12 protein-coding genes and 1 tRNA gene are annotated in these 15,719 nt (G+C 53.5%); 3 read left to right on the top strand and 10 right to left on the bottom strand.

Going from position 1 to position 15,719, the window contains the following annotated elements; translation table 11 throughout:
- From ATHL_RS13445 to ATHL_RS13485, 9 genes are all read right to left on the bottom strand, one after another.
- Positions 1 to 760, bottom strand: a 760-nt coding sequence (locus ATHL_RS13445) for an MATE family efflux transporter (RefSeq protein WP_201797981.1), incomplete at its 3' end; no start/stop codon positions are given.
- A 6-nt stretch (positions 761 to 766) separates the two neighbouring features.
- Entirely contained in the window at positions 767 to 1,744 is a 978-nt protein-coding gene (locus ATHL_RS13450; RefSeq protein WP_062194822.1) for a phosphotransferase family protein, read from the bottom strand.
- Between the two features lie 192 nt (positions 1,745 to 1,936).
- Positions 1,937 to 2,950 carry a LacI family DNA-binding transcriptional regulator gene (locus ATHL_RS13455; protein WP_062194824.1) on the bottom strand — a complete coding sequence of 338 codons (1,014 nt, stop codon included), beginning with the start codon at positions 2,948 to 2,950 and terminating at the stop codon, positions 1,937 to 1,939.
- A 366-nt stretch (positions 2,951 to 3,316) separates the two neighbouring features.
- Positions 3,317 to 5,863, bottom strand: a complete 2,547-nt coding sequence (locus ATHL_RS13460; RefSeq protein WP_062194827.1) for a GIY-YIG nuclease family protein — start codon at positions 5,861 to 5,863, stop codon at positions 3,317 to 3,319.
- Entirely contained in the window at positions 5,856 to 7,367 is a 1,512-nt protein-coding gene (locus ATHL_RS13465; protein WP_062194830.1) for an Eco57I restriction-modification methylase domain-containing protein, read from the bottom strand. Before ATHL_RS13465 ends, ATHL_RS13460 begins: the two co-directional genes overlap by 8 nt.
- Positions 7,351 to 8,025: a DNA methyltransferase gene (locus ATHL_RS13470; protein ID WP_062194833.1), complete on the bottom strand. Its 675-nt coding sequence runs from the start codon at positions 8,023 to 8,025 to the stop codon at positions 7,351 to 7,353. Before ATHL_RS13470 ends, ATHL_RS13465 begins: the two co-directional genes overlap by 17 nt.
- A 452-nt stretch (positions 8,026 to 8,477) precedes the next feature.
- Positions 8,478 to 8,565, bottom strand: a tRNA-Ser gene (locus ATHL_RS13475).
- Positions 8,566 to 8,594: 29 nt separating this feature from the next.
- Entirely contained in the window at positions 8,595 to 9,989 is a 1,395-nt protein-coding gene (locus tag ATHL_RS13480; RefSeq protein WP_062194836.1) for an MBL fold metallo-hydrolase RNA specificity domain-containing protein, read from the bottom strand.
- Complete coding sequence (locus ATHL_RS13485) at positions 9,986 to 11,128, bottom strand: ribonuclease D (protein ID WP_062194848.1); 1,143 nt, start codon at positions 11,126 to 11,128, stop codon at positions 9,986 to 9,988. Before ATHL_RS13485 ends, ATHL_RS13480 begins: the two co-directional genes overlap by 4 nt.
- Positions 11,129 to 11,216: 88 nt before the next feature.
- Between ATHL_RS13485 and ATHL_RS13490 the strand changes: the two genes are divergently transcribed.
- Entirely contained in the window at positions 11,217 to 11,894 is a 678-nt protein-coding gene (locus ATHL_RS13490; protein ID WP_062194860.1) for a response regulator transcription factor, read from the top strand.
- Complete coding sequence (locus ATHL_RS13495; RefSeq protein WP_062194863.1) at positions 11,894 to 13,285, top strand: sensor histidine kinase; 1,392 nt, start codon at positions 11,894 to 11,896, stop codon at positions 13,283 to 13,285. Before ATHL_RS13490 ends, ATHL_RS13495 begins: the two co-directional genes overlap by 1 nt.
- A gap of 56 nt (positions 13,286 to 13,341) precedes the next feature.
- Here the strand turns inward: ATHL_RS13495 and ATHL_RS13500 are convergent, their stop codons facing one another.
- Complete coding sequence (locus ATHL_RS13500; protein ID WP_062194865.1) at positions 13,342 to 14,154, bottom strand: hypothetical protein; 813 nt, start codon at positions 14,152 to 14,154, stop codon at positions 13,342 to 13,344.
- Positions 14,155 to 14,318: 164 nt separating this feature from the next.
- Here ATHL_RS13500 and ATHL_RS13505 point away from each other — a divergent pair, with 164 nt between their 5' ends.
- Positions 14,319 to 15,707, top strand: a complete 1,389-nt coding sequence (locus ATHL_RS13505) for a helix-turn-helix domain-containing protein (protein ID WP_062194867.1) — start codon at positions 14,319 to 14,321, stop codon at positions 15,705 to 15,707.
- The last annotated feature ends 12 nt before the right edge of the window (positions 15,708 to 15,719 follow it).

The raw sequence follows: 15,719 nt of genomic DNA on the forward strand, positions 1-15,719 counted from the left end.
TCCTCCGGATTGGGTGGCCGACATGCTTCGGAATCCCTGGCCATCTTGTTTCGGATTCCCTGGCTGCCTTGCCCCGGATTATGCAGATCTGGTAAGAGCGGTTTTTGCGAAAAAAGAAGAAATACATACTCATCGCGGCTGAAAGAGCCTGCCCCCCGATCACCGTTGCCAGGGCCGCACCGGCCACCCCAAGGCGCAGCACCATGATAAACAGCCAGCACAGGAAGGTATTCGTCAAGACCGGGATGATCCACATCGCCGTGGAATAGCGAATATTCCCGTCTGCCCTCACGATGGTCGAAAACCCTGTACTGAAGATCGCACCGAGGAAGATGATCCGGCCATAGGTGATGGCGTACGGCGCAACCGATTCAGTGGCCCCAAACCAGTAGACGATCCGCCTGATGAACAGCGAGCCAAAGAGAGAAATGATCAGCGCCGTTGTCCAGAAGATCAGAAACGTATTGGCCACGGCTTTGGCCGCCCGTTCGGGGTTCTTCTCACCAAGAGCCCGTGAGACCACCGAGGCGCCCCCGGCACCCACGGTAGTGGCTACTCCGCCCAGAGCAATTAACACCGGAGAAATGATCGAAGCCCCCGCTGCAGCCCGCGAGTTAATCCCCACAGAGAGGAAGTACGTATCAGTAACACTGTAAATGGCATAGACCAGCAGCGCCAGAGTCGTCTGAGAAGACATTTCCCAGAGCAGGCTCCCGATCTTTTCTGTGCCCAGCCGTTCGACAGTAGAAATTCTGGCCATCGGAGACTAGTTCTGCTGAAGCCACTGCATGGTCGGGACCAGCATGTTCATTGCCCAGTTAGCCATCTCATCGGTGTCATAGTGGCGGTAATAGCACTCGGTTTTCGCCACCAGCGCCAGATGCAGTGTATACAGGTGGTTTCGCCGCTCCTCTTCATGAGTGAAGGTGGTTTTACCGTATCCCCGCAAATAACCGTTTTCCGGGCCAAAGAGCGGCCGGAATTGCGCTTCCAGCAAAGGGTCTCCCCACAGCACCCGTTCAAAATCGAGCAGGCCGGTCACATGGCCGTCTTTCACAAAGAAGTTCAAATCCCAGGCGTCCCAGTGCACCATTTGCGGAGTGGCAACTTCGTCCAGGGCCGAGGCGTGCTTCATCATGGCCGCGTGGATCTCGTCGATAGAAAACGGACCATAACCGGCGTTCTTCCGCCGGCCATCTTCCAGAACCGCCTCGCAGATTTTTAAGAAGGCTTCCCGCCAGGTACTGGCCTGCAGATCGGGGTTTCCGGGATAACCATAATAGGTGCCGGTAAACCGGTTTATCTCGCGCACAATTGCCCCGATCTCCTCATCGATCTGTGCCTGAACCTCTGGAGCAAGAGAAGCGCGGATGATACCATAATTTTCTCCGCTCAATTTTTCCATAAAGAAATAATCCGACTCACATACCTCGTGCGAGTCATCATAATAATAGATTTCTGGCACAGGGATGGCCGGATTCTGTGAGGCCAGGCGCATGGAGGCCACCTCGGTGGCCATAATATTTTTTTCATAGGTCATGACTTCTGCCGTCGGCGGGGGGGCTATTTTGAGAATGACCTCGCGGCCATCTGAAAGCCAAACCCGGTAAGCGGCGTTGAAAAAGCCCTCTTTTAATTCCTCTATGGCGTCTTCCGTCGGCGCAAGCGTCAGATCAGGAAACGCCCGCTCAACCATCCGCGCAATCTGATTTTTTGTCTTTCTGTTCTTTGTCCTGCTTTCCATAAATTTCCTCGCTTGGTTTCTTATGATATTTATTCACCCGGCCCGGCACACCTGCCCGGCATCCGGTGAGGGTGTTTTCTTCCCTATCACCGGCAGGCATCTCCCTCTGCCAGGCAAATATTCCCCTTCAGGTTGCTTTCATACAATCGGTAGCAAAGACCTCTCGACGATAGCAGAGACCGCCCATCACCGCTAAGCCGTCTCTCGGAGTACCAGAGATACCGGGAGAACGACATTCGTCACCACCCCGGTCTGGATATACTGGATCAAATTCTGCGCAAGAAGCTTCCCCGCCAGGCGCAGGTCTTGCCGTACTGTAGTAAGCGGCAGGCTGTTATACCGCGCGATTGGCAAATCATCATACCCCACCACAGCCACATCCCCGGGAACGCTCCTCCCCCGCCCCTGGATGACCCGGATCGCGGCAATTGCCATCAGATCACTGTTCACAAAGACGGCATCCAGGCCAGGTGACCGGTCAAACAAGCGCTCCATGGCCGCCAGACCAGAGGCGTAAGAATAATCGGTATAGATCACCAGGTTCGGGTCGACTTTAATGCCGGCAGCATGCAGGGCATCTTCATACCCTCTGAGGCGCTGTTGGACGGTCACATTCCCCTCTGGCCCGCCCAGAAATGCAACCCGTTTTCGGCCAATCTGAATCAGACGATCGGTTGCCAGCCTGCCGCCCGCAAAATTATCGCCCGACACCGAACAATAGTGAAGCCCCGGAAACGGCGTTCCCCAGCCAATAAAAGGTACTTCCAGTTCGATCAACTTTTGAATCTGCGCGGGCTTGAGATGAGAAGTAACCAGGACAAACCCATCCACACGTCCGCTGTCCAGATATTCACTTGCCCAGGTGGTATCTCGTGGGGTTACATGAATGATCAATAGATCGTACCCCAGAGCCTGCAGTCCCTTGCCCACTCCGCTCAATAACTCCTGCCCGAAGAGATCCTCCACAGAGAGAAACTCGGGGGAATAGTCCGGCGCAACAAACCCGATGGTATGGCTCTGCCGCATCCGGAGGTTTCGTGCCGGTGCGTTGATGCGGTAGTGGTATTTCCGGGCAATGGCCTGGATGCGCTCTTTAGTCTCCTGGCTGAGAAGAGGGCTGTTATTCAATGCCCGCGAGACCGTTGACTTTGAAACATTTGCCAGCCGGGCAAGATCATCCAGGGTTTGAACGGCCTCTTTTCTCATTTCGCTTCTCTGGGTTTTGCAATCGATTGCATTATATCATTGAACCTCTGGGCGTCAACAAAAAAAGAGCCCGGTCCAGAGGCCTATCCGAACCGGCAGAGTGCTACTGCCCGCTGATCATAAAAATCATCGAGCCATCTGATAATCGACGGAAGTATTCGGTCTCAAGCGCAGGCTATCCCAATCCAGGAAGACCACGCTTAATGCCGTTCACATCAATCCTTTAAAAAGGCGGTACAACTCAGGGCAAGCTCTTCGGTACGGCTTAGCAAACACGTCCGTACCCCAAGCAACACCGAAGGGTGCGTTAAAGCACCAACCACCGCCAGGGCGGGAAGGACAGATACAATCTCTGGTATGCTGGTCTTAGTCTCTTTTCATCTCTTGCCGGACTTCGTAAATCTCCCCCGGCTCATTCACAAACGTTGCTTCGTAATCCTTCCGGCTCAAAACAGTATCAAAGAGACCGATATCTTCACCCTCGTGCTTGTTGATGCCCATATAGACCAGGCTGGGGTCTTCATAGCGCTTGAATTTGTATACTGCGTCGTTCATTAGGGCGCTGTTGAACACACCCAGGCTTACCAAGAGTTCAAAGTCTTTCACTGTCAAACCGGTAACCCGCTTGAATAATCCCGGCTCTAACTGGGTGATGACATCACGCAGGGTACGCTCGCGATAATCGGTAAGATACAGAAAGATTGGAATTCTTGTGGCAAACTTGATGAGTTTTTCTTGAATTTGCTTACGCAGGCTTTTGTACTCTCGTTCTTCTTCGCTGATCTGCTTCTTTTCGGCGGGGGAGAGTTCACGGTCATTGGCTTCGCGCTTGACTTTCTTAACGGCTTCGGATTTATTGATGATGGTCTCAATATCTTGATTCAGGTTGCGGAAACCTTCAATACTCATCAAGGCTTTCATGGCTTGCTCATTTGCCATCAACCGCCGCAGGGTGTCGTTATCCACATTGACCAGAAGCGCGCTCTCCCAGCGGCGAGCCAGCAGGGTGGCAGTGGTGCCGCTCATAGCCATTTCCAACACGCCAGCGGCGTCAATCTGCCGCATGGAACTGCCGTCAAAAGCCAGAACAGGCAGGAAGTGGATGAATTCCTCAACCTTCTTTTCTGGATCGTCTTCACTAACATTGAGACGGCAACTGTATTCGGCAATTTGGCGCAGGGCGCGGTCGGGAGCAAAATCAAAAACGTAGCATTCCGGTTTGAGTATCAATTCTTCGTTTGGCGAAAGCCCATCGGGGTTCTTGAGCGTCCAGGGGCTTTGCACGCGGAAAGCCGCCTGGAAGTAGGTTTCAGGGCTTGAGGAGTTGCGCAGCATGAAAATGCCAGACCAGGGGCGCACGGTAACGCCAGTGGTCAATTTGCCACAGGTCAGGGTAATGGTCTTGGTCTCCAGCGGGTTACCCATTGCCTCCAGTACAGGGGGCAAAGCCGCCGCACCGATACCTGCTGAAGCGCCTGCCGCCACAATCACCTTGTAATCTTGATAGAATTTATTTTGCCGTTTTGCAAGCAGATTGCGCATCGCGTAACAGGAAGCCACGCTGGGCAGAAACCACAGGGTGTGAGAAAGCACCGAGAGCAAACGCACATCCGAATAAGGCAGGGGCGGACGGCGGTCGCGGCCCAGTTTCAGTTCATCAATGCTGGCGGTAAGGTAAGCGCCGCGAATCAAATCCAGCCATTTTTGGACCTCATCCTCATATTTAAAATGTGCATTATCGCCCACTCCCTCAGCAGAGAAGAACTCATTCAAATCGAACTCATTGAACTCACCCTGCAAGGCAACTTGACGAATTTCCTCAGGCAGTTGATAGGTCATCAGTACCATGCGCGGCAGGGCGGCATAGGGGTTATTTGGTCCTTTCCACTCTTCCTTGGCGCGCTGTTCATCGGAATAGGTCCAGTTATAAATCTGCTCTTCGATAAACTCGCCCGTGGCAATGGCGCGGAACGGAGTGCCGGAGAGGTAGAGGTAGTGATTGGCGGTAATGGGCAAAATTTCTTCGTCAAAATAGTCTATGGCTTCCCCTTCCGCGGCTTTGCGTTCCTGTTCATCCTCTGCCTCAAACAGGTCTTTGGCTTTCTCGCGCCAGGCGCCGTAGTGGTATTCGTCGAAGATCACACAGTCCCAATGGGTGGCATGCACCCATTCGTTTTTGGTCTTGATGCCGCCGGTGCTGGGGTTGCGCCCCAGATAGTCCTGAAAGGAACCGAAGCAGACGATGGGTCTGTTTTTGTCCGCCGTCTCCCACGTGACGGCGCCGCCAGGTTTGATGAATTGCCAGCCTTCGAAATCCACATGCGTTCGCAGATCTTCCTCCCAGGCGCTCTGCACGGCGGGCTTGAAGGTAATCACGAGAATCTTCTTCCAGCCCATGCGCTTTGCCAGTTGATAGGCGGCAAAGGTCTTGCCAAAGCGCATTTTGCAGTTCCACAGAAAATGCGGCGGCTTGCCGTTTTCGCGGCGATAATTTTGAAAATAAGCCATTGTCTTTTGAATGGCCGCTTTCTGTTCGGGGCGCAAGCTAAAGTTTTCACTGCGCTGTTCTTCCAGCAGTTGTCCGGAGCGCACGGCATGGATTGCCGCTTTGACCTGCTCCACTGTACAGCGGAACCATTCTCCGCCTTCCTGACGAACGCCGTTGATGCGAAGCATGCGGTGCACATCATGGTCGGTAAAGGTCGTGCCGTCGTTACGGATGGCGGGCTCTTCCAGGACAAGGCGGTAGGGGAGCGAGCCGGGACGCCGGGTGGGGTACTGTTCGGCTACCCGTTCCTGAACACTTTTGGTGGTATAGCCGATCTTAAGCAAACTCTTATACTGTGGGTTCGTGTCCTCGTAGGCATAAATTTTGGGAGCAACTTTGGGGCGTGAGGGGAAGAAGTCACTCATCGGCAAGCTCCATGGGACGAATTCTCGACTCGATGAAGGCAATCTCTTCTTCTGTCAGCCCATAATGTTGATAGAGCTTTTCATCAGTCCACATCACATCCATAGGTAAATTGGGAACAAACACAAAAGAATCTCTCGAGATATTCTGAGTGAAAACAACCGTAGAAACCAAAAAACGACAAAATTTAGTTTTAAGATAAGTAATCATATTTTCTGCTTCATCGCGTGTCTCATACGACCCCACTATTAAGTAACTTTCACTACAGATCCAATTTGGGGGTAAAAGCTCTATTCTTGAAAAGATTCTACGTTTACCTTCTTTGTCTGGTTGTCCTGCATGATCATAAGTTGTTTTTGATATAAGAACTTTCCACTTTGGTATCATATGTTTACCTGTTGGTACACTTATTGATGGGAAAGGACCTTTCCCACCACTCCAGACAAGTGTAAGGTCACCTTTTTGTTGTGGACGTACTTTAGAGTCTAAACCGAATGGCTGTCTCACTGAAACTGTTTCAACCAAATAACTTCTCTCTTTGGCTAAAATCTTCTTGATTATTTTGACTGAAATACCATCTCTCACAAAGGTATCGAACTCGTTTAATTGTCGAATAGTAACATCGCTCCTGCCTCTATTGATATTTTCAATAATACAACTTCCTCTATAATCACGTTCCCAAAGAAAATAACAGACACCTCCAGCAATATCCACACCGGGGAATATTTCTGTTGAATCAATATAATCAACAAGCCGATGTATTCTGTTATCATTCAGCATTTCTTTTCGGAAGTCGTCAAGTCCTTTACCGCCAGAAAACCAGCGGGAAGGAATGATCATTACCAAGAATCTTGGTTGCAATTTTTTGGCTTGTATTACAAATCTGTTATAAATCGGTATCGCACTACTTCCTCTTCCTCCACGATCGCTTAACTGATAGGGTGGATTGCCGATAATGACATCGAATTTCATATTGAAAATCTCCTCGGGGTGGTCGGTATGGATAAACTCATAAGCATGCGTTTCCAATTCCGGGCCGCGACTGTAGTTTTCCTGGTTTGCGCCGCAGTAAACACAGCGTCCATCCTGCCAGGTATGTTCAATGCGCCGGTAGCAGATATTGCCCTCGGGCGTGTCAAAAGCAGTTACTACCGAATATTTGCCGTTCGCAGTTTTGGAGCAGTAGAGTGAGCGGCGGGACATCAGCCCAGTCAGTTCTGTGATGGCAATGCCGAAAACCTGGCGCGTCATGATATGGTTGATGCGCTCCTGGCGGTCGGGAATCCGGCTTTCCAAACCCTTGTCCAGCCGTCTGGCAATTTCGCGTAAAAACACCCCCGATTTACAGCAGGGGTCCAGAAAGCGGGCATTGGGGTCTTGCCACAATTCCTGGGGTAATAAATCGAGCATTTGATTTGCCAGCGCCGGCGGGGTAAAGACCTCGTCGCTGGAAAGGTTTGCCAGGCAGGAAAGCACATCCGGGTTGTAATTAGTCATCGTAGGCATGGGCTATCTCCAGAAAATGCTCAGGCGGGTAATCCTTCACCGGTTCGGGGATAAATACTTTCTCCCCTCTGTCCGAAACAAGCGTCTTGTTTACCTCAAGAAGTGAGTCTGTTTTCTCTTTAACTTGGAGCAATTCATGAAAGGCAAAATCCCGCCGTTTCATCAGGCTTCCATGAACCAAGGACCATTCGGAAAAAACAATCGGCTGGGGATGCTCGCCAACCGTTTTGAGCGAGAGCGCATCGCCATGGATAATGTTGCGTTTCAAGATATAGCGCACCGTCTCACGGCAGGCAGATCTGGTCTTTGCGCCAAAGCGGGCAGTGTAAAATGTATCAAAAGTTTGATAAAGGCGCTGGCGGCATTCGGCGGCGTTATCCTCCAAAATATCAATGCCATACAACGAAGACACCGCCAATACAGCATAACGTTCATAGTCCAGTTGACTTCTGGCGTAGCGTTTTTCAACTATCTTAAGTTTTCGGCGCAACACTTCCACAAGAAAATTCCCCGTGCCGCAGGCAGGTTCAAGGAAACGAGAGTCAATCCGCTCAGTCTCCTGCTTCACGAGGTCAAGCATCGCATCAACAATGTGCGGTGGAGTCAGCACTTCGCCGTAGTCGGCAACGCGCTGTTTGGATTTAATAAGTTCTTTCATCGTTCCTTGTCTATCAGATCAAGGGGTTTACTGGCTTTTATCCGGTTTCCTATTCCATGAATATTTAACATATAGTCTAATCTATGGAAAAGTGCGTTTAACCGCCCCTTCAAAAACTTTACCTGGAAAAACCATTTGCTTTATTATTATATTCACTTTCGCCTTCTTTCCCGTTCAAAATTCCCTCTCCCCCCTATAAACAAAACATCGCCCAGCCTTTGCTGGGCGATATCTTCAGCGGAGAGGGTGGGATTCGAATAACATCCCCCTGCGGGGACCCACGGTGGCACTTCACTTCTAAAAAAAAGGCGGAGAGGGTGGGATTCGAATAACATCCCCCTGCGGGGACCCACGGTGGCACTTCACTTCTAAAAAAAAAGGCGGAGAGGGTGGGATTCGAATAGCATCCCCCCTGTGGGGACCCACGGTGGCACTTCAATTCTAAAAAAAGGCGGAGAGGGTGGGATTCGAACCCACGGTGGCCCAAAGGACCACAACGGTTTTCGAGACCGCCCCGATCGGCCGCTCCGGCACCTCTCCAGTGCGCCCCTCATTATATCAAAGATTGGCTAAATTTCCACCACCTCACCCCGCTGAGGGTAAAAAACGGGCTTAATTTCGGCTTCAGCCAGCTTCTCCATAAAAGCCCCGGCCGCCGGCGGCTCGCCGTGTACCAGAAAGGTCTTTCTGAGCGTTTTCCGACTGCTCAAGGCATAACGAAGGAGCATATCCTGTCCGGCATGCGCCGAAAGCCCCCCAATCGTGGCCACCTCACAGCGCAGTGAATATTCCTCCCCGAAAATCCGCACCTTCTTTTGCCTCTCTGCCAGCCTCCGTCCCAGAGTGTCCGGAGCCTGCCAGGAAACAATCATCACCGTGTTTCGTGGGTCTTCAATATTATTTTTCAGATGGTGCAAAATCCGCCCTGTTTCGGCCATGCCCGACGCAGAAATAATCACCATAGGCCCGGGTCGGTCATTGATCGCCTTTGACTCTTCCACACTGCGGGTATAGACCAGCCCTTTAAATTCGAGCGCCGGGTGGCGCACCTCCCGGATAAATTGCCGGGTCTCTTCATCGAACAGGTCAGCGTGACGGATGAACACTTCAGTGGCATTCAACGCCAGGGGGCTGTCCACGTACACTGGCAGGGCAGGTAAATTCCCCTCCGAGATCATCCGATTGAGCGAGTACACAATTTCCTGCGTCCGCCCCACCGAAAAAGCCGGGATAATGACCTTTCCCCCCCGTTCAACCGTGCGTAGAACCACATCCCGGAACTCTGTATACGCCGCCTCAGGATCGCGATGGGGTTTATCGCCATACGTGCATTCCATGATCAACACCTCAGCCGCTTCCGGCAGGGTTGGATCCTTCAACAAAGGCAGATTATCCCGCCCAATATCACCCGAAAACCACAGCCGGGTAAGCCGTCCGTTTTCCCGCACATCCAGACACACCCCTGCCGAGCCGAGGATATGCCCGGCATCAAAGAACCGCGCCGTCACCCCGGCCACCGGTTCAAAGGCCTCCAGATATCGAACGGGACGGAAGAATTCGCCCACCGCCTCGGCATCCGCAATAGTATAGAGGGGTTCTACAGGGGGTTTCCCTTTCAGCGCATTCTTCCGGTTGATGTATTCCGCATCCGCTTCCTGAATATGCCCCGAGTCGCGCAGCATGACATCCGCAAGGTCTGCCGTAGCCGGGGTAGCGTAGATTGGCCCCCGAAAACCCTGTTTGACCAGATTCGGCAAATTTCCTGAATGGTCGATGTGCGCATGCGAAAGAATGACTGCATCGACCCCTGCCGGTGAAAAAGGGAAATTGCGGTTAATCGTATACGTATCTGCACGCCGCCCCTGAAACATACCGCATTCCAGAAGCAGTCGGCGGCCATTGACCTCCAGCAAATGCTGTGAACCTGTCACCGTCTGAGCGGCACCATCGAAGTGAATTTTCATGATCTGTTTTCCTGAATAATCCGGAGAATTTGTTCCCCAAAATGTTCGAGCCGCCAGGGATAGTCTGCCATCACCCTAGCAAGTTCCCCCGGAGTTCGCGGGTTGGCCTCAACCAGGCGGTTCATGAGATCCCGCGGCAGAATGATATCCGATTCTACCCCCAGTTGCCGGCCTGTGTCTTTACGCCATTTGCGTAGCGCTTCGTGCCGCCGGAGAAAAGCCGCCGTGGGCCTGGGCTGGCGGCGTGGGGGGTAAACCGGTGAGGCCTTCTGGCCGCGCTCGATGGCCTCCATGATTCCCAGACCATAGCGGTCGAAAGCTCGGGCGCTCAAGCCGGGCACTCGCGCCAGGTCTTCCAGCGTCTGTGGAACCGAACGCGCAATTTCAGCCAGCACCGCATTTGGGAGCACCCTGAAAGGCGGCACATTGGCAAAACGCGCCTGCTGGTCACGGAAGTCGCACAGGGCCTGAAGAATGGCTGCCTCAACCGGATGAAGACTCTGCCGGCCAGCCACTCGCCAGCAATTCGGAGGTTCAGCTTCTACAGGGGCGGGAGGAATTTGAGCCAGATGACGAAAATCCTCCACGGCCAGCCCCAGCAGGCCTTTTTCTGCAAGCTGGGTGTATAAATGGTTGCGCAGTGCAATCAGATAATGGCTATCCAGCCGGGCATACGAGCGCATCACCTCCGGAAGGGGCCGCCGGGCCCAGTTTGCGCGCTGGTATTTTTTATCCAGATGAATACCAAAGTCCTCTTCCAGCAGTGCCCCCAGTCCCAGTTGAGGCTTACCCAGAATGCGGGCGGCCAGCATGGTATCGAACAAGTTCTCGAACTGGAAACCAAAATCCCGCTTCAGACAGAGAATATCATACTCCGCCGCATGAAACACTTTCTCAATACCCGGGTCGGCAAAGATGGGAGCAAGTGCAGAAAGATCGTCGAGGGCCAAAGGATCGATCAGATAATCTGCCTCTTCGGTGGAAAACTGAATCAGACACACCTGTTCCTGATAGGCATGCAGCCCATTCGATTCGGTATCCACCGCCACCTGCCGATGATGCAGTAATTCCTGCGCAACCTGCCGCAGTCCGGCTTGAGTTGCCACCCAGATGGGCGGAGGTAAGGGTAAAGCAACCATGACCGAATTATAACGCCTCCAGAGCCTCGAAAGGCCGAAAGATTAAAAACTGCGACAATTCATGGTATATTAAAACGAAGGAGGGCGTATGAAAGAACGCATTCTGATCATAGAAGATGATGAAGGCATAGTCCGGGTATTGAAACGGGCGCTGACCTATGAAGGTTACCAGGTGGATACCGCGCTGGACGGCGAGAATGGCCTGCACCTCGCTCGCGACCACCGCCCCGACCTGGTCATCCTCGACCTGATGCTCCCCGGCATGGATGGCATCGAGGTCTGCCAGCGCCTGCGCAGTGGCGGCAACCTGCCCATTCTCATGCTCACCGCCAAGGATGCCGTTCAAGATCGGGTTCAAGGGCTGGATGCCGGCGCTGATGATTACATGACCAAACCCTTCGAACTGGACGAATTACTCGCGCGCATTCGGGCCCTCCTGCGCCGAACTCAACTCGAACGGGCGCCGGTGCTTTCCTTTGCCGACCTCACCCTGGATACCTCCACCCGTCAGGCCTCTCGCAAGGGGCGCCTCATCTCCCTCACCGCCAAAGAATATGATCTTCTCGAATTATTCCTGCGCCACCCGCGTCAGGTGCTCACCCGTGAAATGATCTTCGACCGCATCTGGGGATACGATTTCGGCGGCGAGAGCAACGTTCTCGACGTGTACATTCGCTACCTCAGACAGAAACTCGAAAGCGGCGGAGAACCCCGCCTCATCCATACCGTGCGCGGGGTGGGCTACGTGTTAAGAGAAAATCCCTGATGTCTTTGCGGCTTCGCCTGACCCTCCTGTACACATCGCTGATCGGAGGGACTCTTTTCCTGTTTGGATCGCTGGTTTACGCTCTCGTCAGTCTGATCCTGATTGACCAGATTGACTCCATTCTTTCCCAACAGGCCGAAGCCCTTGTGCAGGTCCTGCGGGTCAATGCTGAAGGCGACTTCGACACCCGGTTGCTGGATAGCTTTCAGCCTGCAGACAGCACGCTGTTATTCCAGGTATGGGGCATAGACCGTGAGTTAAAATACGCCCGGCCCAGGTTCTGGCGCGACCCTCTCGATCCTCTTGCGGCCCAATTAGGACGTACCATGTTCAATTCAGCCTACAGTCGGGGAACGCATCTCAGGGTCATCAGCATCCCGTTGCTCACCCGCCGCGGCCCCAGTGGGTTGCTTCAGGTGGGGGTAAGCCTGCGCCTGCTGGACACCACCCAGCAAGCCCTGGCTTCCATTCTCATCGCCTTGGCCCTGCTTTCGATGACCCTCGCCGCGGCTTTTGGTTCCTGGATCATCCATCGAGCACTTGCCCCTCTGGCTACCGCCACGCAGATCGCCACCACCATCACCCGCGCAGACGACCTTTCTCGTCGTATTCCCCTGGAAGGCCCGCCGGATACCGAGATCGGCCAGCTCATTGAAGCTTTCAATGAAACCTTCAGCCGCCTTGAAAACCTGTTCCTTGCCCAGCGGCGTTTTGTTGCCGATGTCAGCCACGAATTACGCACCCCACTGACGGTTATAAAAGGGGAAGTGAGCCTGATGCGAAAAATGCGGCAGGTCGACGAAGATTCGCTCAACTCCATTGAAGCCGAAGTTGATCGCCTGACTCGACTGGTGGGGAATTTACTCCTGCTGGCTCATGCAGAATCGGGAAAATTACCCCTGGAATTGAAGCCGGTCGAACTCGATACGGTGCTTCTGGAAGTTTTCCAGCAAATGCGCACCCTGGCAGGTGATAAAGTCACTTTGCAGATCCAGGAAATCGACCAGGTAAGCATCATCGGAGACCGCGATCGTCTCAAACAGGTCTTCTTCAATTTGATCGGAAATGCCATTCAATATACCCCGCAGGGTGGGCTGGTGTGCATCAGGCTTGGCTGGGTGGGCGAGAATGCCCGCGTGATCATCAGTGATAACGGCCCTGGAATCCCGGCAGAAGACTTGCCTCACATTTTTGAACGGTTTTACCGGGGAGAAAAGTCTCGCACGCGTTCTCATGGGAGCGGTTTTGGCCTGGGCTTATCCATTGCCTACTGGATCGTACGCAACCATGGCGGTTCTATCGATGTGCATTCTGTAGAAGGGCAGGGAACAACCTTTAGCGTCTGGCTGCCCAAAACCCCACCTCAACCGTCTGACTCAAAGAGCGAATAAAAAAGGCGGTGAGTAACTTTTTCTCACCGCCCCAACCAGCGACCGGTAAATGACGCTCAGAACTTCCGTGCCTGACCGTTCTGTGAACCCTCCGAAATGTTCCGCGAAGACGGTGTTGCCTGGCGAGCGTTCATGGAAAGGCTGTGATAGGTGGGTTCAGGGTAACTGCGAACCGGCGATTCAGCCGGGGGCTCTGGCCGGTTGACCAGAGTGGCCGCCGGACGAACCGTTCGGTTCTCTGTAGCAGCAGCGGCCCTGGCCAGAGACGGGCGAGGGGTCAACGTGGGGGTGCTCAAGCCGGGGCTGGTCAACGAAGGTTGTTGAGCCGGTGAACGACGCATCCCACTTGTGCGGTGCGCTGCGCCGTGCAGCATTCGATCCATTGCCATGGAGAGCGAACCGATGATCAGAATGCGAATCACCCACACCATGACCGCTACGAATACCGGAACCACCGTGGCGATGGTTTTTGGGTCAACCACCGAAGCACTGCGAATTTGATGGTTGGTGATCGCCATGGACACCCCCCACCAGGTAAGAATCGCATTCATCGTCGCGGCCAGCAGCCATGCCCCGAACAAATACCAGACTTCTTTGGGTTCATCTACTCCTTGTTCAGGGGTAAAGAGGCGAGCGATCCCCGCAAAATCAATACCACAGAATGCCAGCGCCAGTAAGGTTGACCAGCGTATGCCGCCAAACTGGAGGTTTCCAAGTAAATCCTGCAACGCATGATCGGTGGTGCTGTAATTGAAAATTTCAAAGGCGATCAACGCACCGAAAATGAGGATGAGGAAGAATGTCCCAGGGCTGATCGCGCCAAGAAAAGCGCGCATTTTAAGGTCAAACGAACGAGTGGAGGGAGCCATGTGTATCTTCTCCTTTATTATTTGAGGCAAGTGGATGAGATTTGAAACTATTATAGAACAATTATTCTAAAACGTCAATAGGTTTAGATAATTTGTTCTAATTAAAATCTCGCCCTTCTGGCCGCCCCCATAGTTTTATCCCACCCCTGTTATAATGATAAGGTATGGCACAGAGCCAGGAACCCCTCAGTGAACGCGAGACCGAAATTTTACGCCTGGTAGCCACGGGTGCATCCAACAAAGAGATCGCCACCCGGCTGATGATCAGCCCGAACACCGTCAAGGTTCACCTGCGGAATATCTTTGCGAAAATCAACGTCGTATCGCGAACCGAGGCCACCCTGTATGCCCTTCGTCATGGAATAGTCACGCAAGAAATTTCGCCCCCCGGCACGCCCGACGTCACTTCGCCGAGCTCTGGCAGCCCTCTCTCATTAATAGAAACCCATGCTCCTGTCGCAAAACCTGAACCTGCCCGGAAACATGAACCGGCCATCAGGTGGATCATCACCGGTGTTTTTCTGGTGATTGTTCTGGCCGCGGCTTATTTTTTCATGGGGAGCAGCCTGCGTAGCCAATCTCAACCAACGCTCGCCTCTCCCCCGTGGATAATGGCTACTGTGCCCCCACGCTGGCAAAGGCAGCCTGCCCTCCCTGCCAGGTTGAGCGCCATGGCCGCCGTTACATATGAAGGGCGAATTTACCTCATCGGCGGCGCCACCGACAACGGCGTAAGCAGGGAGGTGTGGGTAAGTTCACCCAACACAAACCAGTGGAGTCAGCGCACTCCCAAACCTACCGCTGTCAGTGCCATTCAAGCGGCCATGCTTGGCGAACGGATATTCGTACCCGGCGGTTTAACCACCTCCGGTTCACCCACGCCCCTCCTCGAAATCTATAACCCGCGCGCCGATCGCTGGGACCGGGGGCAACCCCTTCCGCAACCCCTTGCGCGTTATGCTCTGGTAGCCTTTGAAGGAAACCTCTATCTCTTTGGAGGATGGAACGGCACAGCAATCGTTTCCAGTGTTTACCGTTACAATCCAGAAACCGACCAGTGGCAGGAACGCACCCCTCTGCCTGAAGGTCGCATCCTGGCGGGAGCCGTGGTTCAGGAAGGGCGCATTCTCATCATTGGGGGCGAGTCACCTCACGGCCCCTTATCCAGCGTGTTGGCCTATTACCCGAATCGTGAGGACACCGGCGATATCCCCTGGGAAGAAGCCCCCTCGCTTCCTGAAGCACGCCGTGGGATGGCCGCAACATCCATTGCCAGCACCGTTTATGTCGTTGGAGGGGATAACCCCGAAAACCCCACCGCCTCTCTCCCACCGCTTGCGCTCAACCCAAATTCCGATTCCTGGATAACACTGGACAGCGTCGGTTGGGAAGCCGGTACTCAGGCGGCAATATTGCCTGTGGGGAATTATCTCCATATCCTTGGTGGGATGGTACAGGATGTTCCCAGTGACAGGCATGTCACATACCAGGCTCTCTACACCGTGGCCATTCCCCTGCTCTCCAATGATGCGCAGGGTGAGGGGGAGCGGTAAAGGGAGAAGCGG

Origin of the sequence: Anaerolinea thermolimosa, from assembly GCF_001050195.2 — a bacterium.
Taxonomy (GTDB): Bacteria; Chloroflexota; Anaerolineae; order Anaerolineales; family Anaerolineaceae; genus Anaerolinea; species Anaerolinea thermolimosa.

Excerpts from the sequence above, each read along its gene's own strand:
- ATHL_RS13500 (WP_062194865.1), bottom strand. The coding sequence starts at position 14,154 with ATGGCTCCCTCCACTCGTTCGTTTGACCTTAAAATGCGCGCTTTTCTT.
- ATHL_RS13460 (WP_062194827.1), bottom strand. The coding sequence starts at position 5,863 with ATGAGTGACTTCTTCCCCTCACGCCCCAAAGTTGCTCCCAAAATTTAT.
- ATHL_RS13480 (WP_062194836.1), bottom strand. The coding sequence starts at position 9,989 with ATGAAAATTCACTTCGATGGTGCCGCTCAGACGGTGACAGGTTCACAG.
- ATHL_RS13485 (WP_062194848.1), bottom strand. The coding sequence starts at position 11,128 with ATGGTTGCTTTACCCTTACCTCCGCCCATCTGGGTGGCAACTCAAGCC.
- ATHL_RS13455 (WP_062194824.1), bottom strand. The coding sequence starts at position 2,950 with ATGAGAAAAGAGGCCGTTCAAACCCTGGATGATCTTGCCCGGCTGGCA.
- ATHL_RS13450 (WP_062194822.1), bottom strand. The coding sequence starts at position 1,744 with ATGGAAAGCAGGACAAAGAACAGAAAGACAAAAAATCAGATTGCGCGG.
- ATHL_RS13505 (WP_062194867.1), top strand. The coding sequence starts at position 14,319 with ATGGCACAGAGCCAGGAACCCCTCAGTGAACGCGAGACCGAAATTTTA.
- ATHL_RS13470 (WP_062194833.1), bottom strand. The coding sequence starts at position 8,025 with ATGAAAGAACTTATTAAATCCAAACAGCGCGTTGCCGACTACGGCGAA.
- ATHL_RS13495 (WP_062194863.1), top strand. The coding sequence starts at position 11,894 with ATGTCTTTGCGGCTTCGCCTGACCCTCCTGTACACATCGCTGATCGGA.
- ATHL_RS13490 (WP_062194860.1), top strand. The coding sequence starts at position 11,217 with ATGAAAGAACGCATTCTGATCATAGAAGATGATGAAGGCATAGTCCGG.
- ATHL_RS13465 (WP_062194830.1), bottom strand. The coding sequence starts at position 7,367 with ATGCCTACGATGACTAATTACAACCCGGATGTGCTTTCCTGCCTGGCA.